Annotated in this window: 20 protein-coding genes and 2 tRNA genes; 15 read left to right on the forward strand and 7 right to left on the reverse strand. The window is 68.4% G+C overall.

Annotated elements, in window-relative coordinates:
• Window positions 1-293: HNH endonuclease (locus AB8M85_RS12140; protein WP_372699090.1), on the forward strand; the 293-nt coding region annotated here is incomplete at its 5' end.
• A 16-nt stretch (window positions 294-309) separates the two neighbouring features.
• Here the strand turns inward: AB8M85_RS12140 and AB8M85_RS12145 are convergent.
• From AB8M85_RS12145 to pepN, 4 genes are all read right to left on the reverse strand, one after another.
• Window positions 310-687 (reverse strand): globin, encoded by a 378-nt coding sequence (locus AB8M85_RS12145; protein WP_372699319.1) that lies wholly within the window; start codon window positions 685-687, stop codon window positions 310-312.
• Window positions 688-958: 271 nt separating this feature from the next.
• Window positions 959-1,642: a DNA alkylation repair protein gene (locus AB8M85_RS12150; protein ID WP_372699091.1), complete on the reverse strand. Its 684-nt coding sequence runs from the start codon at window positions 1,640-1,642 to the stop codon at window positions 959-961.
• On the reverse strand, window positions 1,639-2,124 hold the full coding sequence (locus AB8M85_RS12155; protein ID WP_372699092.1) for an OsmC family protein: 486 nt from the start codon (window positions 2,122-2,124) through the stop codon (window positions 1,639-1,641). The genes AB8M85_RS12150 and AB8M85_RS12155 overlap by 4 nt, the downstream gene beginning before the upstream one ends.
• Window positions 2,125-2,186: 62 nt before the next feature.
• Entirely contained in the window at window positions 2,187-4,733 is a 2,547-nt protein-coding gene (gene pepN / locus AB8M85_RS12160; RefSeq protein WP_372699093.1) for an aminopeptidase N, read from the reverse strand.
• A gap of 394 nt (window positions 4,734-5,127) precedes the next feature.
• On the opposite strand from pepN, the gene AB8M85_RS12165 reads away from it, so the two are divergent.
• From AB8M85_RS12165 to AB8M85_RS12180, 4 genes are all read left to right on the forward strand, one after another.
• On the forward strand, window positions 5,128-6,216 hold the full coding sequence (locus tag AB8M85_RS12165) for a lactonase family protein (RefSeq protein WP_372699094.1): 1,089 nt from the start codon (window positions 5,128-5,130) through the stop codon (window positions 6,214-6,216).
• Between the two features lie 40 nt (window positions 6,217-6,256).
• Window positions 6,257-6,730 carry a ribose-5-phosphate isomerase gene (locus tag AB8M85_RS12170; RefSeq protein WP_372699095.1) on the forward strand — a complete coding sequence of 158 codons (474 nt, stop codon included), beginning with the start codon at window positions 6,257-6,259 and terminating at the stop codon, window positions 6,728-6,730.
• A 2-nt stretch (window positions 6,731-6,732) separates the two neighbouring features.
• Window positions 6,733-7,638, forward strand: a complete 906-nt coding sequence (locus AB8M85_RS12175) for an Fpg/Nei family DNA glycosylase (RefSeq protein WP_372699096.1) — start codon at window positions 6,733-6,735, stop codon at window positions 7,636-7,638.
• A 78-nt stretch (window positions 7,639-7,716) separates the two neighbouring features.
• On the forward strand, window positions 7,717-7,914 hold the full coding sequence (locus tag AB8M85_RS12180; RefSeq protein ID WP_372699097.1) for a hypothetical protein: 198 nt from the start codon (window positions 7,717-7,719) through the stop codon (window positions 7,912-7,914).
• Between the two features lie 102 nt (window positions 7,915-8,016).
• Here AB8M85_RS12180 and AB8M85_RS12185 read toward each other — a convergent pair.
• Window positions 8,017-8,090: transfer RNA gene (locus AB8M85_RS12185), tRNA-Gly, on the reverse strand.
• Window positions 8,091-8,242: 152 nt separating this feature from the next.
• On the opposite strand from AB8M85_RS12185, the gene AB8M85_RS12190 reads away from it, so the two are divergent.
• From AB8M85_RS12190 to AB8M85_RS12220, 7 genes are all read left to right on the forward strand, one after another.
• Window positions 8,243-8,698 carry a hypothetical protein gene (locus tag AB8M85_RS12190; RefSeq protein WP_372699098.1) on the forward strand — a complete coding sequence of 152 codons (456 nt, stop codon included), beginning with the start codon at window positions 8,243-8,245 and terminating at the stop codon, window positions 8,696-8,698.
• Between the two features lie 82 nt (window positions 8,699-8,780).
• Window positions 8,781-8,855: transfer RNA gene (locus tag AB8M85_RS12195), tRNA-Pro, on the forward strand.
• Window positions 8,856-8,942: 87 nt separating this feature from the next.
• Complete coding sequence (tig, locus tag AB8M85_RS12200; protein ID WP_372699099.1) at window positions 8,943-10,304, forward strand: trigger factor; 1,362 nt, start codon at window positions 8,943-8,945, stop codon at window positions 10,302-10,304.
• Between the two features lie 309 nt (window positions 10,305-10,613).
• A complete protein-coding gene (locus tag AB8M85_RS12205; RefSeq protein WP_372699100.1) occupies window positions 10,614-11,234 on the forward strand; it encodes an ATP-dependent Clp protease proteolytic subunit in 621 nt (206 codons plus the stop codon).
• A 44-nt stretch (window positions 11,235-11,278) separates the two neighbouring features.
• Window positions 11,279-11,941, forward strand: a complete 663-nt coding sequence (locus tag AB8M85_RS12210) for an ATP-dependent Clp protease proteolytic subunit (RefSeq protein ID WP_372699101.1) — start codon at window positions 11,279-11,281, stop codon at window positions 11,939-11,941.
• Window positions 11,942-12,088: 147 nt separating this feature from the next.
• On the forward strand, window positions 12,089-13,381 hold the full coding sequence (gene clpX / locus AB8M85_RS12215) for an ATP-dependent Clp protease ATP-binding subunit ClpX (protein ID WP_372699102.1): 1,293 nt from the start codon (window positions 12,089-12,091) through the stop codon (window positions 13,379-13,381).
• Window positions 13,382-13,452: 71 nt separating this feature from the next.
• Entirely contained in the window at window positions 13,453-14,094 is a 642-nt protein-coding gene (locus tag AB8M85_RS12220) for a DsbA family protein (RefSeq protein WP_372699103.1), read from the forward strand.
• A 103-nt stretch (window positions 14,095-14,197) separates the two neighbouring features.
• On the opposite strand, the gene valS is transcribed toward AB8M85_RS12220, so the two are convergent.
• Window positions 14,198-16,828, reverse strand: coding sequence for a valine--tRNA ligase (gene valS, locus AB8M85_RS12225; protein WP_372699104.1), 2,631 nt, complete (start codon window positions 16,826-16,828; stop codon window positions 14,198-14,200).
• 115 nt (window positions 16,829-16,943) lie between these two features.
• Here valS and AB8M85_RS12230 point away from each other — a divergent pair, with 115 nt between their 5' ends.
• Window positions 16,944-17,300, forward strand: a complete 357-nt coding sequence (locus AB8M85_RS12230) for a DUF488 domain-containing protein (protein ID WP_372699105.1) — start codon at window positions 16,944-16,946, stop codon at window positions 17,298-17,300.
• A gap of 22 nt (window positions 17,301-17,322) precedes the next feature.
• Here AB8M85_RS12230 and AB8M85_RS12235 read toward each other — a convergent pair whose 3' ends face one another.
• Window positions 17,323-18,909 carry a carboxylesterase/lipase family protein gene (locus AB8M85_RS12235; RefSeq protein WP_372699106.1) on the reverse strand — a complete coding sequence of 529 codons (1,587 nt, stop codon included), beginning with the start codon at window positions 18,907-18,909 and terminating at the stop codon, window positions 17,323-17,325.
• A gap of 221 nt (window positions 18,910-19,130) precedes the next feature.
• On the opposite strand from AB8M85_RS12235, the gene AB8M85_RS12240 reads away from it, so the two are divergent.
• Window positions 19,131-19,898, forward strand: a complete 768-nt coding sequence (locus AB8M85_RS12240) for an SDR family oxidoreductase (protein WP_372699107.1) — start codon at window positions 19,131-19,133, stop codon at window positions 19,896-19,898.
• A gap of 172 nt (window positions 19,899-20,070) precedes the next feature.
• Window positions 20,071-21,354 (forward strand): ABC transporter substrate-binding protein, encoded by a 1,284-nt coding sequence (locus AB8M85_RS12245; protein WP_372699108.1) that lies wholly within the window; start codon window positions 20,071-20,073, stop codon window positions 21,352-21,354.
• The last annotated feature ends 100 nt before the right edge of the window (window positions 21,355-21,454 follow it).

Raw genomic sequence — 21,454 nt, forward strand, 5'->3', positions numbered from 1 at the left:
GGCTCTTCCCGCCCGGGCTGGCGCGGTTCATCGCCACCCGGGACCAGACATGCGCGACACCGTACTGCGATGCCCCAATCCGCCACAATGACCATGTCCTGGCTTGGGCGAGCGGGGGCAGGACCACCGCGGGGAACTCCAGCGCCAAGTGCGCCGACTGCAACTACTCCAAGGAAGCTCCCGGATGGAGCGCGGCGAGCGTTGCCGGTCACCGGCATACCACGCTCACCACGACCCCGACGGGGCATACGTACCGCTCCCAATCACCACCCCTACCCGGCGACACCAGCTAGGAACAAGGCCAGGGTTCTAGTGGTCGGTGGCGTTCTGCAGTGAACGGGCGGCCCTGTCGAAGTAATCCCATAGCGTGGCGTCCTGCAGCGGCGGCAGCTCCAGTTGGTCCAGGGCGTGGCGCATGTGGCGCAGCCAGGTATCGCGCGCAGCACTGTCGACGACGTACGGGACATGTCGCATGCGCAACCGCGGATGCCCCCGGTGCTGGCTGTAGGTCGAGGGCCCGCCCCAGTACTGCTCCAGGAACAGCTGCAGTCGGATGGTTGCCGGCTTCAGGTCCTCTTCCGGATAGATCGTCCGGAAATCCGGGTCGTTGGCGACGCCCTCGTAGAAGAGTTCGGTGAGCCGTTGGAAGGTCTTGGAACCTCCGACTTCCGCGTAGAAGGTCCCCAGATAGGGGGAGAGGTCCTCATGGTCCCCGGCGTCGGCCGAGGCCGGAGTGGTTCCACCGAACCGGTCGGGGACCAGGGCGGCGTCTGCGGGAGTCTCCGACTGCGGCGTCGGAGCACCCTGTGGGACGGACGGGGAGGACACCGGCCTGGCCTGGCCGATGTGGATGCCGAGGGACTCGCCTCCGGGCAGGCGGATGGGTTCGCCGGACTGGTGATGCTGGTCGTTCACGTCTTGGTTCCTTCCATGGCCGGTGATGCCGGCCGCTTCAACACTACCGAACTGGCAGGTTCTTCAGTGCTTCGCGTCGGGACAGCCCGGAGAGCCGCGGTTCGTGCCGGGCCACGAACGTCCTGACCCACTCCGGATCCGTCTTGGCATATTCACGCAAGGCCCAGCCGATGGCCTTGCGCAGGAAGAAGTCCCGCTCCACCAGGTTGGGCAGGATGGCTGCTTCGAGCAAGGCGACGTCGGTGTCGGCTTTGGCACCGAGCTGGGCGATGATGGCCGAACGCCGCTTCCAATGGTTGGGATGGATGGCCCACGAGCGCAGCAGGGGATCCACATGGTCCGGGTGTTCCCGCAACAGGCCCCCGAACCGCCGGTGGCAGTTGTCCACGATGTCCCACCAGGCCCCGTCCAGGACCATGCGTTCGTAGAGGTCCAGGAACTCGAGCCGGCCGCTACAGGACCGGTAGCCGGTCAGCTGCTGTGCCGCATACCACTGTTCCCGGTGCCCTGCCGATTCCCAGAGCTCCTGCGCTGCGGAGTGGAAGTCCTCCCAACGGGTGGTTCCCAGTTCACGCACCGTCTCCCGGACGATGCGTTGGGCGATGGGCGCCCGGACTCCGAGGAACGGCATCCGGGTCTTCATGTACCGCTGCATGTCCGCCGCCGTCCCCGGATCCCCCGCGGCCGCCAAGCGCTGGGTGATCAGTACCGGGAGCGTACTGGTCATGCTGGTTGGACGCCGGAGGGACGCTCCGGTTCGTTGCGGACGGGGAAGTTCACCGAGCGCGCGATGAAGCAGACCTCGTGGGCCCGGTCGTGGAGCGAATCGGCCAGCTCGCGCTGGTCCTCGTTGGCCAATATGACCCGGGGATGCAGAACGGCCTCGGTGAATTCACCGCTGCCGTCGCGGTTCAAGCGCAGCGTCCCGGTGGCGGCATCGGTGTAGCCGACGACGGCGAGGCCGTTCTTCACCGCGAGGTGGAAGTAGGAGAGCATGTGGCACTGGGCGAGCGCAGCCAGCAGCAGCTGTTCCGGGTTCCAGCGGTCGCGGTCCCCATGGAAGGTCGGATCCGCCGTGCCCGGAAGGGCGGGCAACCCGGCAGCACGCACGATGTGGTCGCGGCCGTAGTCGCGGTATCCGGAGGTCCCGGACCCCCGGTTGCCGGTCCATTCGAGGTTGACGGCATAGCGGTGGGTGTTCAGGTCCATGACACCACTGTAGGCCCGGGAACGCGCTGGCTGCGTAGCGCCGTCCCCGGGCCCTGTGGGGCCTACTGGTCGGCGGCCTGGGCAGCCAGCGCGCGCACCACGCCGTCACGACTTTCCACCAGCATCCTGCGCAGGGCCGGGCTGTCGGCGCCGAGCCGGGCGAGGAATTCGTCCGTTGCCTGCACGGTGGACTCGGTGGTCTGCGCCAGCGGGAACAGCCCGACGATGATCTGCTGGGCGATCTCCCAGCTGCGCGATTCCCACACACCGGTGATGGACTCGAAGTACCGGGCGGCAAACGGGGCCAGCAGCGCCCGGTCGTGCGCCCGGTTGAACCCGGCGATGGCGCTGCGCTGGTGGGTGTTGGACAGCTCGCGGCCCTCGACGATGGCAGACCACGCGGCCTGCTTGGCCTCCGGGGTCGGGATCGCGGCTTGGGCCAGCTGGGCGGCGAGCCGGCCGTTGGCCGTGTCGTCGGCGGCGAGCTCCGCGTCGATCTCGGCCTGCCCGGCGCGGCCGCCGGCGACCAAGGCCGTCAGCAGCTCCCAGCGCAGGTCGGCGTCGAGCTGCAGCCCTGCGAGGTGCTCGTCGCCGGAGAGCAGGGCCGCGACCGTGTCCAGCTGGGCCGCGGTGCGCGAGCGCAGCGCGAAGGCCTTCACGAACTGCAGCTGCTTGTCCGAACCCTGCTCGGCCGACCGGGCCAACTCCCACAGGTCATCTGCGGCGACGGCGGCGATCTGCTCGCGGTCCTCGGCACGGACGTAGTAGTCCAGCACGGTGTTCAGCTGGCGGAGAATGACCAGCACCACCGAAGAATCCGACTCATGGCCGATGTTGCGCAGCACCAGCTCGACGTAGTCGCGGGCGGCGGTCTCCCCGTCGCGGGCAGCATCCCAGGCGGCGCCCCAGACCAGGGTCCGCGGCAGCGACTCGTCGATGTCCTTCAGGTGCGCGGTGGCGACCCGCAGCGAGGCGGCGTCGAGGCGTATCTTGGCGTAGGCCAGGTCGTCGTCGTTCACCAGCACCAGGTCCGGGCGCTTCATGCCGACCAGCGCGGCCACCTCGGTGCGTTCCCCCGCCACATCGAGTTCCTCGCGGTGGGTGCGGACCAGTTGTCCGCCGTCGTCCATGGAGTAGAAGCCGATGGCGGCGCGGTGCGGGCGGATGGTGGGGTAGTCGGCCGGTGCGCTCTGCACGACGGCGAAACCGGTGATGGTGCCGTCGTCGGCGGTCTGCAGCTCGGCCTCGAGCTTGTTGACCCCGGCGGTCTCCAGCCACAGCCGGGTCCATTCGGCCAGGTCGCGGCCGCTGGAGGCCTCGAGTTCGCGCATCAGGTCCGGCAGTTCGGTGTTGGAGAAGGCGTGCTTGGCGAAGTACTCGCGCACCCCGGCCATGAACTCCTCCTGGCCGACCCAGGCAACGAGCTGGCGCAGCACGGAGGCGCCCTTGGCGTAGGTGATGCCGTCGAAGTTGACCTGGACGTCCTCGAGGTCGTTGATCTCGGCCTTGATCGGGTGCGTGGAGGGCAGCTGGTCCTGGCGGTAGGCCCAGGACTTCTCCATCGAGGAGAAGGTCGTCCACGCCTGCGTGAACTCGGTGTTCTCGGCGGCGGCCAGGGCGGACATGAACTCGGCGAAGGACTCGTTGAGCCACAGGTCGTTCCACCAGCGCATCGTGACCAGGTCGCCGAACCACATGTGGGCCAGTTCGTGCAGCACCGTGATGGCACGGCGCTCGACCATGGCGTCGGTGGGGCGGGAGCGGAAGACGTAGGACTCCAGGAACGTCACCGCCCCGGCGTTCTCCATCGCCCCGGCGTTGAACTCGGGGACGAAGAGCTGGTCGTACTTCTCGAACGGGTAGGGGGTGCCGAACTGGGCCTCGTAGAACTCGAAGCCCTGGCGGGTGAGCGTGAAGATGTTCTCCGCATCGAGGTGTTCCATGATCGAGGCGCGGGCGAACACACCCAGCGGAATCTTCCGGCCATCGGAGCTGGTCAGTTCGCTGCGCACCGCCTGGTACGGTCCGGCGATCAGCGCGGTGATGTAGGAGGAGATGCGCGGGGTGGGGGAGAAGACCCAGGTGGCCTTGGCCTCGCCGGCCGGGCTCGGCGTCGGGGTGGGGGAGTTGGACACCACGTCCCAGTGGTCCGGGGCGGTGACCGTGAAGGAGAAGGCGGCCTTCAGGTCGGGCTGTTCGAAGACGGCGAACATGCGGCGCGAATCCGGGACCTCGAACTGGGAGTAGAGGTAGACCTCGCCATCCACGGGGTCCACGAAGCGGTGCAGGCCCTCACCTGTGTTCATGTAGAGCGCGTCCGCGACGATGCGCAGTTCATTGTGGGCGGCGAGCCGGGGCAACTGGATGCGGACGCCGTCGTTCACCTCGGAGACCTCCAGCTCGACGCCGTTGAGCAGCACCGAGTGCACCGTGTCGGTGACCGCATCGATGAAGGTGGAGGCGCCCTCGGTGGCGTCGAAGCGGACCGTGGTGGTGGAACCGAAGATCCTCTCGCCCCGGGTGAGGTCGAGGTCGACCTCGTAGGATTCGACGTGGACGATTCCGGCGCGTTCACGCGCCTCCTCGCGGGTGAGATTCAAACCTGGCATGGCGATGCCTCCTGTTGCGGCTGGGTGCGGTCGGTCCGGGACCCGGTATGTGAAGCGGTTCCTGAACATTATGGACATTCTCTCACCCCTGGCGTGATTGGCGGCACATTTCCCGCTCCGGATCCATAAAAATCGACAGGTCCGCGGGATGGCGCCCCGCTGGCACGCCGCTGGCGGCATCTGGACGGCCTCCGGACCGCGTCAGGACGGCGCGCCGGGGGGAGTGGAAGACCGCCTGCAGGCCAGCGCCGACACACGCCGGCGTGCCGGGCGGGCGCACACTGCGCCCACTGCGCGAACACAACCCCGGGCATCGTCCGGCCAACGCCGCTAGGATCGGAGCACGGGCCCGTCCCGCCACATCTCCCTTCCGTCGACGACCAGGAGAAGCACCGTGTCCCAGACCCATGTCTATGTCGGCTGCGCCAGCGCAGGAACCGTCGAGGCCTTCACCTTCGACCCCGACGGCGGAACCCTCACCCCGACCGGCCATACCGCCGAGGTCGACGCCGTCCGCAGCCTGGCCGCCGACGCCGGCCGCGGCCTGCTCTACGCCGGGGCCTCGGCCAAGCCCCCGGCCCTGAGCGCCTGGCGCATGGACCCGGCCACCGGCGCCCTGGCCGCCGCAGCGGATACGGAGCTGGCCGACAGCACCGCCTACATCAGCCTCGATGCCGGCGGAGGCTCGATCCGCAGCGCCTCCTACCACCAGAACGCGGTCAACTCCGTGGAGCTCGACGGCGACGGGCTGCCCACGTCCCCGGCCCGGCGGGCACCCAGCCCGGGCGAGAAGGCCCACAGCGTCAGGTCCTCGCCCGACGGCCGCTTCGTCTACGCCTGCTCGCTGGGCAGCGACCGCGTCGTCTGGTATTCCGTGCCCAACCCCGCCACCGCCCTGGACGACGACGGTGCCGACACCGCGGGCGGGCTCGCCTGGGCCGGGTCGATCGACTCGGCCCCCGGCTCGGGGCCGCGCCACCAGGTCTTCAACGCCGACGGGTCGCGCCTCTACGTCATCCACGAAATGTCCGGCGAGGTCGCCGTCTACGCGCGCGATGCCGAATCCGGGGCGCTGACCGAGCTCGAACGCGTCGAATCCGTACCTCCAGCCCTGGGGCTCGTGCCCGGATTCGCCCGCAGCTCCGGCGGCCCCGTGCCCGGCAAGGACGCGATCTGGTGCGCCGACATCCGCCTGGGCGCCGACGGCGCCTACCTCTTCACCACCGAGCGGTCCACCTCGACCGTGAGCACGTTCGCGGTGGACCGCACCACCGGCCGACTGGAATTCCTGCGCACCACCGACACCGAACAGCAGCCCCGGGGGGCCGCCGTCGACGCCACGGGCACGCACCTGCTGGTCTGCGGCGAACTCTCCGGGCACCTCAGCGCCTACCGGATCGACCCCGCCGACGGCACGCTCAGGGCCACCGACCGGGCCGCCACCGGCGACGGGCCCCTGTGGATCGAGGTCGTGGCGCACTAGTAGTGTTGGAGGGTCCCCTCCGCCCGACACGAAGGACCCCATGCGCGTTCACATCGCCACCGACCACGCCGGACTCGAACTCAGCGCCCACCTGGTCGGCCACCTAACCGGTGCCGGCTACGAGGTCATCGACCACGGGCCGACGGCCTACGACGCCGAGGACGACTACCCGGGGTTCTGCATCGCCGCCGCCGAGGCGGTCGCGGCGGAGCGGGAGCAGGGCCGGGATTCGCTGGGGATCGTGCTCGGCGGCTCGGGCAACGGCGAGCAGATCGCCGCCAACAAGGTCAAGGGCATCCGCGCCGCGCTGGCCTGGAACCTGGACACCGCACGCCTGGCCCGCCAGCACAACGACGCGAACGTCATCGCCATCGGCGGACGCCAGCACAGCCTCGCCGAGGCGACCGGGCTGGTCGAGGCCTTTCTGGCCGAGCCGTTCAGCGGTGCCGAACGCCATGCCCGTCGGATCGGGCAGATCGCCGCGTACGAGGCCACCGGCACCATCCAGGGCTGAACGTGCCCGAAGGCCATTCCGTCCACCGCCTAGCCCGGCAGCTCACCGACGTCTTCGCCGGCCAGCACCTGCGCGTGTCCAGCCCGCAGGGCCGTTTCGCCGCCGGAGCGGCGCTGCTGGACGGCCGCGAGTTCCGGGCCGCCACCGCCCACGGCAAGCAGCTCTTCGCCCGGTTCTCCGGTGGCCACGTCCTGCGCGTGCACCTGGGCCTCTACGGTGCCTTCAGCTTCGGCGGCGACGAGACCTTCCGCGGCGCCTCGAGCATCGGTGCCCCGCGGCGCATCGGCGAACGCGAAATGTACGACGGCGGAACCCCGGTCCCGTACGAGGGCCCACCGGAGCCCGTGGGCCAGGTCAGGGCCCGCCTGGTCTCCGCGCATGGATGGGCGGACCTGCGCGGGGCCTCGGCCTGCGAGGTGCTCTCGGTCCCGGAAGCCGCCGCGGTCCGCGCCCGGCTGGGCCCGGATCCGCTGGCACCAGGTGTCCCGGAAGCAGGCCGCGAGGAGTTCATCCAGCGCCTCGGCGCCACCGGGACGGTCATCGCCACCGCCCTGATGAACCAGGCCCTCGTGGCCGGGGTGGGCAACATCTACCGGGCCGAGGCGCTGTTCCGTGCGGGACTGGATCCCTGGACGCGCGGCCGCGACGTCCCGCGGTCCGCCCTCGGGGAACTGTGGGACGACCTCTGCGCCCTGATGGCCGACGGCGTGCGCGAGGGCCACATCATCACGACCCGCCCGGAACACCGGGCCGACCGGCAGGCACCGGTCTGGCCGGACCACGCCTACTACACCTACCAGCGCCAGGGCCTGCCGTGCCTGGTCTGCGGCACGCCGATCGGCCTCACCGAACTCGCGACGCGCAAGCTGTACTGGTGCCCCGGATGCCAGCGACCCGGCGCGGAGTAGCCCGCCGGGCAGAACACCGAGCATAACGTTTCCCCGCGGAATCTAGCCACGGGAAGGGCAAAGTGCTTGCATGGGGGCATGAACGCAACCCAGCTCCTGGCCGCATGCGCACCGGATGCGCTCTGCGGGGAAATGTCGACGGTGACGTACGGTCCCGCGTTTGCGGTGCTGTTCGCGATCGTCTTGATGCTGGTCGGCACCTGGTACCGGCATCACCACGTGCACCACACGGGGCATCACCGCATCGCCCACCGTCCCGTCCGCCGCGACGAGTAGCCGGACGGTACCGGTCGTCCGGAAGGCCATGGCGCCTGCCCCGGTGGCCTTCCCGTGCTGCGGTCAAACGACGAAGGGCGGCCCGCAGGCGGCCCTTCATGGTGGAGGGGATGACGGGAATCGAACCCGCGTCATCAGTTTGGAAGACTGAGGCTTTACCATTAAGCTACATCCCCATGAATCCGGGCCTTCCGGCCCGTTGCTCGCACCACATTAGCAGTGCTTTCAGATCCCCGCCAAATTGACGCCGTCGTACTCGTGGGCCCATGATCGAGTCGCATATACACGACTTGACATTCAGTGGCCCGGCCACGAGAAGGAGGGCGCGATGGCGGCACCCCGGAAATTGCCGGAGGCGCGGATCCTGCTGGAGTTGCGCGACCGCGGCATGACCCTGGCCGGGATCGCTGAGCTCTACGGTGTGACCGAAAGCGGCGTCCAGCGGGCCCTGGCACGCGCCGAGGCGAATGCCGGCCGGCGGACCTACCGGGACATCCTGCCGTGGGCTATCGACGTCGCGCACCGGTCCACAGCCGTCATGGGGCACATCCGCGTCCTCGCCCGCCTGCGGTCCGGGCTCGAGGTCCCGGAGCGGGACCTGTCGGCACTGCACGCCTGGCTCGATTGGCTCGAGGAACACCAGCTGGTGCTCAACTACCACCCCGAGGCCCCGCCCAATCCGGCCTCGCGCATCGGCGGCTTCTACTACATGCAGCGCCGGCCCGGCGACGAGTGGATCATCCGGCAACCCGTCACCGCGACCACCGGCGACGAGCGGCCGTAGTCGGGCCTTGCGAGGCCGAACGGGCGGCTTCGAACAATTAGTTAATCGGCGCGGATTCTGCGTAAACTGGCCTCTGCACCATCGGGGTGTAGCTCAGCTTGGCTAGAGCGCGCGCTTTGGGAGCGTGAGGTCGCAGGTTCAAATCCTGTCACCCCGACTCTGAACCTTCAGCCCCGTTAAGCTCCACCTGCGGGGGCAAGTGTGCAGTTTCGTAATAGCCCAGATCATTCAGGAGAGCTACGTAGTGAAGAGCGCCGTCGAAAACCTCACGCCCACCCGGGTCAAGCTCAATGTCGAGGTTCCCCTCACGGAACTGCAGCCGAACATCGACGCTGCCTACAAGTCCATCGCGGAGCAGATCAACGTCCCGGGCTTCCGCAAGGGCAAGGTCCCGAACCGCCTGATCGACCAGCGCGTCGGCCGCGGCTACGTCCTCGAGACCGCCATCAACGACGGCCTGAACGACTTCTACCAGACCGCCGTGCGCGAGACCGAGATCGTTCCGCTGTCCCGCCCCGAGGTCGACATCACCGAGGTCCCCGAGCCCACGGCCACCGAAGGCAACCTCGTCTTCAACGTCGAGGTCGACATCCGCCCGAAGATCGACCTGCCCGAATACACCGGACTCGAGGTCGAGGTCGACGCCGTGGAGGCCTCAGACGCCGACGTCGACACCGCCCTGGACGAGCTGCGCGGACGCTTCGGCACCCTGAAGGTCGTGGAGCGCCCCGTCGCCGACAACGACTTCATCACCCTCGACCTGGCCGCGACCGTCGGCGGCGCAGAGGTCGACGCCGCCACCGACCTCTCCTACCAGGTCGGCTCGGGCACGATGCTCGAGGGCCTCGACGAGGCCGTCACCGGCCTGTCGGCCGACGAGGACGCCACCTTCGAGACGACGCTGGCCGGCGGCGATCACGCCGGCGAGACCGCCCAGGTGAAGGTTGTCGTCAAGGCCGTCAAGGAGCGCGAGCTGCCGGTGGCCGACGACGATTTCGCCCAGCTGGCCTCCGAGTTCGACACCATGGCCGAACTGCGCGAGGACCTGGCCAAGCAGGCCGCCGACTCGAAGGTCGTCGAGCAGGGCGTCCAGGCCCGCGACAAGGTCATGGACAAGCTCACCGAGCTCATCTCCGTTCCGGTTCCCGAATCCGTGATCACCGAGCAGGTCGAGCAGCACTTCGCCCAGGGTGGCGGAAACCCCGGCGAGGAGCACGACACCGAGGAGCACCGCGCCGAGGTCAAGACCAACACCGAGCGCGCCTTCCAGAACGAGATCATCCTCGATGAGATCGCCGAGAAGGAAGAGATCGGCGTCGAGCAGTCCGAGCTCATCGACTACATCGTGCAGTCCTCCAGCCAGTACGGCATGGACCCGAACCAGTTCGCGCAGATGCTCGACGGCGCCGGCCAGGTCCCGATGATGATCGGCGAGGTCCGCCGCCGCAAGGCGCTGGCCAAGGTCCTCGAGATGGCCAAGGTCACCGACTCGGAGGGCAAGGACGTCGACCTGACCGACTTCGTCCGCCCGGCCGGCGAAGCCAGCGCCTCGTCCGCGTCCTCCGCCTCCTCGGCGTCCTCCGCTTCGGCGGACTCGGCCGAGTAGCCGAACGAACCCCGCCCGGCCCACCGGGCCGGTCCGGCGGAACTGCCCTCCCGGGGTGGTTCCGCCGTCGTTCTTTAATGCCACGCCTGGGCCTACTCCTCCACGGCGCCGACGGGTCCGGATTCAGCGCAGGGCTGCACCTTTAAGCCACGGGCGATGCGCCGCGGCCGGGGTATGCGCCAACAGCGAACAGCAGATGATCCCACGCGCGGCGGGCGTTGGCACTGCAGTAGTGTCAAGGAAAGCAAGCGCTACCGTGCGTGGCCGGATCAGCCACGTCGCATGGCACCCATGGAGAGGTATTCGAAAATGACGACGGAATCCCACACCCCCAAGATGGCCTCGGTCGAGGCAGCCAGCCGCGAGGACTACATCTACAACCGGCTGCTCAAGGAGCGCATCATCTGGCTCGGCTCGGAAGTGAGCGACGAGTCGGCCAATGCGATCTCCTCCCAGCTGCTGCTGCTCTCCGCCGAGGACCCGGACAAGGACATCTACCTGTACATCAACTCGCCCGGCGGCTCGATCACCGCGGGAATGGCGATCTTCGACACGATGAACTACATCCCCAACGACGTCGTCACCGTGGCCACCGGGCTCGCCGCCTCGATGGGGCAGTTCCTGCTCTCCTCGGGCACCAAGGGCAAGCGCTACGCCACCCCGAACGCCCGCATCCTCATGCACCAGCCCTCCGGCGGCATCGGCGGCACGGCCTCGGACATCCGCATCCAGGCGGAACTGATCCTGCACATGAAGAAGGTCATGTCCGAGCTCACCGCCGAACAGACCGGCCAGTCGCTGGAGACGATCCTGAAGGACAACGACCGCGACAAGTGGTTCACCGCCACCGAGGCCCTCGAGTACGGCTTCTTCGACCACATCGCCCAGAACTCCGTGTCGGTTTCCGGCGGCGGCGGAGTCCAGAACTAGCCATCCCGCCGACGAGCACCCCACAGACACCCCAGGAGAAGAACATGAATTTCACCGGCTACGAAGGCACGGCAGGCGAGATGCCGTCCGCCCGCTACATCCTGCCGCAGTTCGAGGAGCGGACCCCGTACGGCTTCAAGCGCCAGGACCCCTACGCGAAGCTGTTCGAGGACCGCATCGTCTTCCTCGGCGCGCAGGTCGACGACGCGTCCGCGGACGACGTGATGGCCCAGCTGCTGGTCCTCGAGTCGATGGACCCCGAGCGCGACATCACCTTGTACATCAACTCGCCCGGCGGATCCTTCACCGCCATGACGGCGATCTACGACACGATGATGTTCATCCGCCCCGAGATCCAGACCGTCTGCCTCGGCCAGGCCGCCAGCGCCGCCGCCGTGCTGCTGGCCGCCGGTGCGCCCGGCAAGCGCCTGGCGCTGCCGAACGCGCGCGTGCTGATCCACCAGCCTGCCATGGGCGGCGGCGAACGCGGCACGGCGACCGACCTGCAGATCCAGGCCGAAGAGGTCATGCGCATGCGCACCTGGCTGGAGACGACCCTCGCCGCGCACAGCCACAAGAGCCCGGAAGAGGTCGGTAACGACATCGAGCGCGACCTGTTCATGACCGCCGAGGGCGCCAAGGAATACGGCCTCATCGACGAGGTGCTCAGCCCCCGCAAGATCAAGCCGCAGGCCATCACCAGCTAGCGGCACCGGCCGGGCGTCCCGAGGTTTTTCGCACCACGGGACGCCCGGTCGCCTATTCTGTCGGCCTCCTCACCTAGAGTTGTAGGTAGACATTCCCGCACGGCGTCCGCCGGGCGGCTCTCAGCACCACGTTAGGGGAAGAACACCATGGCTCGTATGGGTGAAAGCTCCGACCTGCTCAAGTGTTCCTTCTGCGGCAAAAGCCAAAAGCAGGTACGCAAGCTCATCGCCGGACCCGGCGTCTACATCTGCACCGAGTGCATCGAGCTGTGCAACGAGCTGATGGAGGAGGAACTGGCCGAGATCGAGGCCGGCCCCGAGTTCGAGTTGCCGCGCCCGCGTGAGATCTTCGACTCCCTGCAGGAGTACGTGATCGGCCAGGAGGGCGCCAAGCGCTCGCTCGCCGTGGCCGTGTACAACCACTACAAGCGTATCCAGTCGGGCACGGGCTCGTCGGCGGCGGCCCAGCTCAGCGAAGTGGACGCACTCGACGACGTCGAGGTCTCCAAGTCGAACATCCTGCTGATCGGCCCCACTGGCTGCGGCAAGACCTACCTCGCCCAGACCCTGGCCCGCCGCCTGAACGTGCCCTTCGCCGTCGCCGACGCCACGGCCCTGACCGAGGCCGGGTACGTGGGCGAGGACGTCGAGAACATCCTGCTCAAGCTGATCCAGGCCGCCGACTACGACGTCAAGAAGGCCGAACAGGGCATCATCTACATCGACGAGATCGACAAGATCTCCCGCAAGTCGGAGAACCCCTCCATCACCCGCGACGTCTCCGGCGAGGGCGTCCAGCAGGCCCTGCTGAAGATCCTCGAGGGGACCGTCGCCTCCGTCCCGCCGCAGGGTGGGCGCAAGCACCCGCACCAGGAATTCATCCAGATCGACACCTCGAACGTGCTGTTCATCGTCGCCGGCGCCTTCGCAGGCCTCGAGGAGATCATCGGCTCGCGGGCCGGGCAGAAGGGCATCGGCTTCGGCGCGCCGTTGACGGCCTTGAAGTCCGAGGCCGCCGCCTATTCGGATGTGCGCCCCGAGGACTTGCTGAAGTTCGGCCTGATCCCCGAATTCATCGGCCGGTTGCCCGTGATCACCACGGTCGAGAACCTGGACCGCGACGCGCTGATCAAGATCCTCACCGAGCCGAAGAACGCCCTGGTCAAGCAGTACCAGAAGATGTTCCGCATCGACGGGGTCGAGCTGACGTTCGAGCTGGATGCCCTCGAGGCCATCGCCGACATGGCGCTGGAACGTGGCACCGGCGCCCGTGGGCTGCGCGCGATCCTCGAGGAGACGCTCGCGTCCATCATGTTCGACCTGCCCGGCCGCGACGACGTCGCCGAGGTCGTCATCACCGCCGACGTGGTGCACAAGATCGCCGAACCCACGCTCATCTCGGCCGAGGTCGTGACCAAGCGGCGGAATAAGTCCGCCTAGGCCCGGCGTTCCATTAACCGGTGGGCTAAACACCTCCCGCCGACCGATGACGCCGACCTCAGGAGGTCCTCTTGACCGAGAAAACAACCGTTGACTTCTGGTTTGATCCGATCTGCCCGTTCGCCTGGGCCACCTCCCGGTGGATCCTCGAGGTCGAGAAGGTCCGCGACATCGAGGTGAACTGGCACGTGATGAGCCTGGCCGTGCTCAACGAGGACAAGGACATCGACGAGGACTACCGCAAGGGCCTCGAAACCGCCTGGGGTCCGGTGCGCGTGATCATCGCCGCCGCAGCAGCCCACGGGCAGGACGTCGTCGGCACGCTGTACACCGCGATGGGCGAGCTCATCCACCACGAAGGCGTCAAGGACCGCGGCGAGGTCATCCACCGCGCCCTGGAGCGCGTGGGACTGCCCGCCGACCTGGCCCGGGCCGCCGACACCGACGACCACGACCAGGCCCTGCGCGCCAGCCACGAGGAAGGCATCTCGAAGGTCGGCCAGGACGTCGGGACCCCCGTCGTCGCCTTGAACGGAACAGCCTTCTTCGGCCCCGTCATCACGCGTGTCCCCACTGGCGAGGAGGCGGCCCGGCTGTTCGACGCGTCCGTCACGCTGGCCTCCTTCCCGTACTTCTTCGAGATCAAGCGCACGCGCACCGAGAACCCGCAGTTCGACCAGGCGCAGGAGTTCGCGCAGTCGAGCGCGTCCTAGCGCCACGCGTTCGGGCCCGGCCCGCTCGAGCCGGCCGAACCGGCCGAACGACAGAGGTGGCCCCGGCGGAAATCCGCCGGGGCCACCTCTGTGGGCGGCTGCCTTAGCCCTGGGCCGCCGGCTCCTCGGCGGGGGCCAGCACGACGTCGGAGACCATCAGGTCCTCGCCGCCGGCCTGCAGGTCCAGCTCGACCACGTTGCCCGCAGCCAACAGGTCGCCCAGCCCCGTGCGGATCCGGGCGATGACGTCCTCCGGGGCACGCACGACGCCGGAGAGCACCTGTGTGCGCTGCTTCACCTTGGCTTCGGACTTGGCCTTGCGGATGCCACCCAGCGCCACGCCGACGGCCGGGAGGACCGCCGTGTCGGCGCCCTCGACCGCTCCGGCCAGGTGCGCATTGGTCGGCCAGCTGGCACGGTGGACCGACCCCGCACGCCACCAGCCCCACACCTCGTCGGTGGCGAAGGGCAGGAACGGGGCGAACAGGCGCAACACGGCGTCCAGCGTGGTCGCCAGGGCAGCCAGCACCGAGGCCTGCTCGGCCTCGCCGCGGGCACCGTAGGCGCGGTCCTTGACCAGTTCGACGTAGTCGTCGGTGAAGGACCAGAAGAACGACTCGACGAGGTCCAGCGCGCGGGCGTAGTCGTAGGACTCGAACGCGCGGTTCGCCTCCTCGATGACCCCGGACAACCGGGCCAGCAGCGACCGGTCGAGGCCGTTGGTGACCAGGTGCGCGTCGCCTTCGAGCACGTTGGCCTCGGTGGCTCCCAGGTTCAGGACGAACTTGGAGGCGTTGAGGATCTTGATCGCCAGGCGGCGGCCGATCTTCATCTGCGCGACCTCGTAGGCGGTATCGGCGCCGAGCTTGGCCGAGGCGGCCCAATAGCGCACCGCATCCGCGCCGAAGTCGTTGAGCACATCGGTGGGGACCACGACGTTGCCCTTGGACTTGGACATCTTCTTGCGGTCCGGGTCCAGGATCCAGCCCGAGATCGCCGCATTCTTCCACGGAACGCACCCGTGCAGCGCGTCGCCGCGGACCGCCGTGGAGAACAGCCAGGTGCGGATGATGTCGTGCCCCTGCGGGCGCAGGTCGAACGGGAAGACCTTGGTGAAGAACTCGTCGTCACGGCTCCACCGGCCCACGATCTGCGGCGTCAGCGAGGAGGTCGCCCACGTGTCCAGGACATCGGCGTCACCGGTGAATCCGCCGGGGACATCGCGCTGGTCGGCGCTGTAGCCGGGGGCGGTTTCGGCGACCGGGTCGACGGGCAGCTGCGCGTCCTCCGGCAGGATCGGCCGGTCGTAGTCCGGGTTGCCCTCGGCATCCAGCGGGTACCAGACCGGGATCGGAACCCCGAAGAACCGCTGGCGGGACACCAGCCAATCGCCGTTGAGGCCGTTGACCCAGTTCGTGTAGCGCGAGCGCATGAACTCCGGATGGAAATCGATCTCCTGGCCGCGGCGGACCAGGCGATCGCGCCGGTCGGCGTCGCGGCCGCCATTGCGGATGTACCACTGGCGGGAGCTGACGACCTCGAGGGGCTTGTCGCCCTTTTCGAAGAAGTTCACCGGGTGGCTGATCTTCCGCGGCTCGCCGTCCAGCAGCCCGGCCTCGACCAGCATGCCGGCGACGGCCTCCTTCGCGGAGAACACCGTCTTGCCGGCGATGGCGGCGTAGGCCTCGCGTCCGGCGTCGGTGGTGATCCACTCCGGGGTCTCGCCGACGACGCGGCCGTCGCGGCCGATGATCGCCCGGGTGGGCAGCTGCAGTTCGCGCCACCAGGTGACGTCCGTCAGGTCGCCGAAGGTGCAGACCATCGCGATGCCCGAACCCTTGTCGGCCTTGGCCAGCGGATGCGGGTGGACCTCGACCTCGACGCCGAACAGCGGCGAGGTGACCTTCTTGCCAAACAACGGCTGGTAGCGCTCGTCATCCGGGTTGGCGACCAGGCCGGCGCAGGCGGCCAGCAGTTCCGGGCGGGTGGTCTCGATGTAGACCTTGGTGCCGTCCTCGGCGAAGAACGGGTAGCGGTAGTAGGCCCCGGGAACCTCGCGGTCCTCCAGCTCGGCCTGCGCCACGGCGGTGCGGAACGTGACGTCCCAGAGGGTCGGCGCCTCGGCCATGTAGGCGTCGCCATCGGTCAGGTTCTTCAGGAACGCCCGCTGGGACACGGCGCGCGAGGTGTCGTCGATGGTCCTGTAGGTCAGGTTCCAGTCGACGGAGAGCCCGAGCGTGCTGAACAGGTGCTCGAAGACCTTCTCGTCCTCGACGGCGAGTTCCTCGCAGAGTTCGATGAAATTGCGCCGGGACACGACGTCCCAGTCGCGCTGGTTCTTCGCCGGGGTGGCCGGCGGGCGGTAGTCCGCGTCGTAGGCGATCTTCGGGTCGCAGCGCACCCCGTAGTAGTTCTGCACGCGGCGTTCGGTGGGCAGGCCATTGTCGTCCCAGCCCATCGGGTAGAAGACGTTCTTGCCCTTCATGCGCTGGTACCGGGCGAGCACGTCGGTCTGCGTGTAGGAGAACATGTGTCCCACGTGCAGTGAACCGGACGCCGTCGGCGGGGGAGTGTCGATCGAGTAGACCGCCTCGCGGGTGGTCACGGGGTTGAAGGTGTAGGTCCCGTCCTCGCGCCACTGCTGGCCCAGCCTCTCCTCGAGGCCCTCCAACGCCGGCTTGTCGGGGACGGAAACGGTTGCGGGCGTGTCTGTGCCCAAGTTCTGTTCAGCCATGCCTGCCATTGTCCCATGTCGGAGCCGCCCGGCCGATTCCATGCCCGTCCACCGGCTTCTCCACAACTGCCGGCGATCCGGCACGGTCAGGGGCCACTCGGCCTACCATCGGAGCATGGGCAACTTCAGACTGCAGCGGGCCTACGAGGCACCCAACGGCGGATACAGGATCCTGGTCGACCGGCTCTGGCCGCGCGGGGTCTCGAAAGAGGACGCGGAGCTCGACGAATGGCTCAAGGACGTGGCCCCGTCGCAGGAGCTGCGCGCCTGGTTCAACCATCGGGATCACCGCTTCGAGGAGTTCCGTGAACGCTACATCGCGGAACTGGAGGACGGGGCGGCCACGGAGGCGGCCGAGCACTTGATGGAGCTGGCCCGGGAACAGGAGGACATCGTGTTGGTGTATTCGACCAAGGACGAGGAACACAACAATGCCGTGGTCCTGCTGGACTTCCTGGACGAGAACACCTGAGGCGCGCGGCACCTTCCGGCCTTCATCCCGCGGAACCGGTCTCGGGGCCGGTGGCCGTCGTCGGGTTGCCCAACCGCGGCAGGAAGCCGTCCCAGGCGATCCGCCGGTCCTGGTGCGGATCGCGCTCGATCCGGTCTTCGTCGTCGATGATCAGCGTGGCCCGGTCCTGCTCGGTGTAGGCGGGCCAGGCCCCGGAGGTCGTCCCGGATTCGGCGAAGCGGATCCACTCGTGGCGCATCCGGTCTCCCGCCCGGGCATAGGGCTCCCGTCCGCCCAGCGACGTGATGGTGCGCGCGAGTGGCACGTCCGTCCGGTCGAACAAGGTCAACATCTCGACCCCATGGGTCGCGTCCAGCCCGACCAGCCGGAGCAACCGGGGAGCCAGGTCGAAGCGGTAGGCATGCACGGGCGCATGGCGTGAATGGAAGTCGGCAACGCGTGTGGAGGGATACCAGAACCCGTAGTCGCCGCCGAAGTCGGCCGCTGCCCGCCAGCGCGGGAGGCCGGGGTAGGCCCGGCGCATCACCTGGCCGGTTCCCGAGGGGGCGAGGCGGAAGAGTGCCTCGATCCGCGTGGCGGTCCCGGGCAGGATGTCCATCCGCCCCCGGAAGACCGTCCCCTCCCTCTCGTTCGTGCCGATGACCAGGGGCACGGGGACGGCCCGTCCCCTGCGGATCGAGTCGATGGGCGGTTCCGGCAGGAAGTCCCCGTCGACCACCGGGGCAAAGCAATAGGCACCCGGATAGGCTTCCGGGGTCCGTTGCTGCAGCACATGCGCGGCAGCGAGCAACTCCGCCACCGACGCAGCCAGCAGCCGCCCGGTGGGCCGGGACTCCTCGGGGCGGGCCGGCGCGCCGGGGACGACTGGGCTGCCGCCGGGTACCCCACCCTGCAGGATGCCGAGAAACTCGGAGGCCCAACGGGCGGCCAGCTCCGCCGGGTAGACGGCATTGGCCGGCGCGCTCTGCGCGATGGCCTGCGCGAACAGGCCCCGGGCCGCGGGGACGGCCAGCAGCGTGGTGACCGCATTGCCGCCCGCCGATTCGCCGAACACCGTGATCCGGTCCGGATCGCCGCCCATGGCCGCGATGTTCTCGTGCACCCAGTTCAAGGCCGCCACCTGATCGCGGAGGCCGAGGTTGCCGTCGATGGGCCGCTCCGGGGTGGAGTACGCGCCGAAGTCCAGGTACCCCAGGGGGCCGAGGCGGTAGTTGAAGCTGACGAACACCACCCGTCCCGTTCCGGCGAACCCCTCGCCCTGTCCGGCGAAGTCGGCCGACGAACCCTGGTAATAGCCGCCGCCGTGGATGAAGACCATCACCGGTAGCCGGTCATCCGGCGCGATGTCGATTGGGGCATGGACGTTGACGGTCAGGCAGTCCTCGGCGCCGAGGTGCGGGGAGGCACCCCGGCCGACCCGCGGCCGGGCAGGCTGGGGCGCCACCGGCCCGAAGGCCGACCCGTCGCGCACCCCGTCCCACGGAAGCACGGGCGCCGGGGCCCGCCACCGCAAGGTGCCCAGCGGTGGGGCCGCGTAGGGGATGCCGCGCCAGGCCAGCAGTTGGCCGTCCCGGATGCCGCTGACCCGCCCGCCGGTCACCTGCACCACGGGACCTCCGCCCCGTGCGCCGCGGTTCCGGGGCACACCGGGGCCCGCGCCCCGCCGCGCTGGACGACCCGGCATCGAACGTCCCTTCCCTCGGCCTCGGCACCGGCCACGGAGGTGCGTCGGTAGTTCCAGTGGACACCCGAAAGCGGGCCGGGGAAAGGAATCATGGGCCCCCGTCATCGTGGGTGCGCCGCGGCGCACGGGATGGATAGTCTGGATCCATGACTTCACCACGCGAACAGCAGCAGCACACCGCCGTCGTCACCGGAGCCAGCACCGGCATCGGCGAGGCAACCGCCCGGCTCCTGGCCAGGCGCGGGTGGAAGGTCTTCGCCGTCGCCCGCCGCGCGGACCGGCTAGAGCAACTGGCCGCCGAAACAGGCGTCGTCCCCGTGCCCGCCGACATCACCGAGGATGACGACGTGGCCCGGCTGCTGGCCACGGTCACCGAAGCCGGTGGAGCCGACACGCTCGTGAACATCGCCGGGGGAGCGCGCGGCGTGGACCAGATCGCCGATGCCAAGTCGGAGGACTGGGACTGGATGTACCGGGTCAACGTCCTGGGCACCATGAAGATCACCCGTGCTTTCCTGCCGATGCTCCGCGCGAATGGCGAGGGGACCGTGCTGAACCTCAGCTCGACGGCGGGACTGGCCGGCTACGAGGGCGGGGCCGGCTACAACGCCGCCAAATTCGCCGAGCACGGCATGACCCAGGCGCTGCGGCTCGAGGAAGTCGGGAACAATGTGCGCGTCGTCGAGGTCCTTCCCGGGCTGGTGCAGACCGAGGAGTTCTCGCTCAAGCGCCTGGGTGGGGACAGCGAGGCCGCCGAGAAGGTCTATGCCGGTGTGGAGAAGCCATTGACCGCCGAGGACGTGGCCGATGTCGTCGCCTACGCCGTGGGCCTGCCGCATCACGTCAACCTCGACGAGATCGTCATCCGCCCGGTCGCCCAAGCGGCCAACCACAAGATTGTGCGCCACCAGTAGGGGAATTCGGGCCCCTGCCATCGGCCCGGCACCTTCCTGGGGCGGTAACCGTTTTGCAAACTTTCCACATAAGCCTTGTCATGGCCCCGAACCCGCAGTAAGCCTTAGTCAGGCCTCTCGTCTCAGGGTGGAGAGCGGCCCGGATGATTCATTCGGTTGAGGAGGGTTTGGCATGCATTATGCAAAACGATGGGGACCGATCGCGGCGGCGGGTGTTCTCGCCCTGACGTTGGCCTCATGCGGCGGCGGTGGCGGAAAATCGGTCCAGGGGGCCGCCAGCGGCCCGGCATCCGAAAACCTGGACGGACGCGGGCCGATTACCTACGTCCAGGGCAAGGACAACTCCAATGTGGTCCGGCCGCTGGTGAAGAAGTGGAACGAGGCCCACCCCGATGAGAAGGTGACCTTCAAGGAGCAGACCGACCAAGCCGACCAGCAGCATGATGACCTGGTGCAGAATTTCCAGGCCAAGAACTCCGAGTACGACGTCGTGGACGTTGACGTGATCTGGACGGCCGAGTTCGCGGCCAAGGGCTGGTTGCAGCCGCTCGAGGACAGCCTCGCCATTGACACCTCCGCCATGCTGGCGCCCACGGTCAAGAGCGGCACCTACAACGACACGTTGTACGCGGCCCCGCAGACCAGCGACGGCGGCATCCTCTACTACCGCAAGGACCTCGTGAAGACCCCACCCAAGACGTGGGACGAGATGATGGACATGTGCTCCATCGCGGAGAAGAACGACATGGGCTGCTATGCCGGACAATTCGCGAAGTACGAGGGATTGACCGTCAACACCGCCGAAGCCATCAACTCCGCCGGCGGCAGCATCCTGGGCGAGGACGGCAAGCCGACCCTGGACACCCCGGAGGCCAAGGCCGGGTTGGAGAACCTGGTGAAGGCCTACCAGAACGGCAACATCCCCAAGCAGGCGATTACCTACCAGGAGGAACAAGGCCGGCAGGCCTTCGAGGCCGGCAACCTGCTGTTCCTGCGCAACTGGCCGTATGTCTACAACCTGGCCAAGACCGACGCCTCCTCCAAGGTCAAGGACAAGTTCGGACTGGCTCCGCTGCCGGGCAAGGACGGTCCGGGCGCCTCGTCGCTGGGCGGCCACAACATCGCCATCAGCGTCTACTCCAAGAACAAGGCGACGGCCCATGACTTCGTCGAATTCATGACCAGTGCCGAAACCGAGAAGTTCTACGCGACGCAGGGTTCCCTGGCGCCTGTCCTGACCGACCTCTACGACGATCAGGAACTGGTCAAGCAGCTGCCCTACCTTCCGGTGCTGAAGACCTCGATCGCCAATGCGGTTCCGCGGCCCGTGACCCCGTTCTATCCGGCGGTCACCAAGGCCATCCAGGACAACGCCTACGCGGCCATCAAGGGCGAGAAGAGCGTTGACCAGGCGTTGCAGGACATGTCGGACGCCATCAGTTCGGCTGGCGCCTAGCCCAGGGGCACTCCGGGGCCGGGTTCGCGCCCGGCCCCGGGCCTCCCACCTGCGCACGGCACAGCAGGCCCGCGGCGTTCCACTCCTGGGGGTACGCGTC

Source organism: Arthrobacter sp. JSM 101049, from assembly GCF_041679245.1.
Classification (GTDB): Bacteria; Actinomycetota; Actinomycetes; order Actinomycetales; family Micrococcaceae; genus Arthrobacter_H.

Excerpts from the sequence above, each read along its gene's own strand:
- AB8M85_RS12150 (WP_372699091.1), bottom strand. The coding sequence starts at position 1,642 with ATGACCAGTACGCTCCCGGTACTGATCACCCAGCGCTTGGCGGCCGCG.
- AB8M85_RS12155 (WP_372699092.1), bottom strand. The coding sequence starts at position 2,124 with ATGGACCTGAACACCCACCGCTATGCCGTCAACCTCGAATGGACCGGC.
- pepN (WP_372699093.1), bottom strand. The coding sequence starts at position 4,733 with ATGCCAGGTTTGAATCTCACCCGCGAGGAGGCGCGTGAACGCGCCGGA.
- AB8M85_RS12170 (WP_372699095.1), top strand. The coding sequence starts at position 6,257 with ATGCGCGTTCACATCGCCACCGACCACGCCGGACTCGAACTCAGCGCC.
- AB8M85_RS12180 (WP_372699097.1), top strand. The coding sequence starts at position 7,717 with ATGAACGCAACCCAGCTCCTGGCCGCATGCGCACCGGATGCGCTCTGC.
- AB8M85_RS12190 (WP_372699098.1), top strand. The coding sequence starts at position 8,243 with ATGGCGGCACCCCGGAAATTGCCGGAGGCGCGGATCCTGCTGGAGTTG.
- AB8M85_RS12205 (WP_372699100.1), top strand. The coding sequence starts at position 10,614 with ATGACGACGGAATCCCACACCCCCAAGATGGCCTCGGTCGAGGCAGCC.
- AB8M85_RS12210 (WP_372699101.1), top strand. The coding sequence starts at position 11,279 with ATGAATTTCACCGGCTACGAAGGCACGGCAGGCGAGATGCCGTCCGCC.
- clpX (WP_372699102.1), top strand. The coding sequence starts at position 12,089 with ATGGCTCGTATGGGTGAAAGCTCCGACCTGCTCAAGTGTTCCTTCTGC.
- valS (WP_372699104.1), bottom strand. The coding sequence starts at position 16,828 with ATGGCTGAACAGAACTTGGGCACAGACACGCCCGCAACCGTTTCCGTC.
- AB8M85_RS12230 (WP_372699105.1), top strand. The coding sequence starts at position 16,944 with ATGGGCAACTTCAGACTGCAGCGGGCCTACGAGGCACCCAACGGCGGA.
- AB8M85_RS12240 (WP_372699107.1), top strand. The coding sequence starts at position 19,131 with ATGACTTCACCACGCGAACAGCAGCAGCACACCGCCGTCGTCACCGGA.
- AB8M85_RS12245 (WP_372699108.1), top strand. The coding sequence starts at position 20,071 with ATGCATTATGCAAAACGATGGGGACCGATCGCGGCGGCGGGTGTTCTC.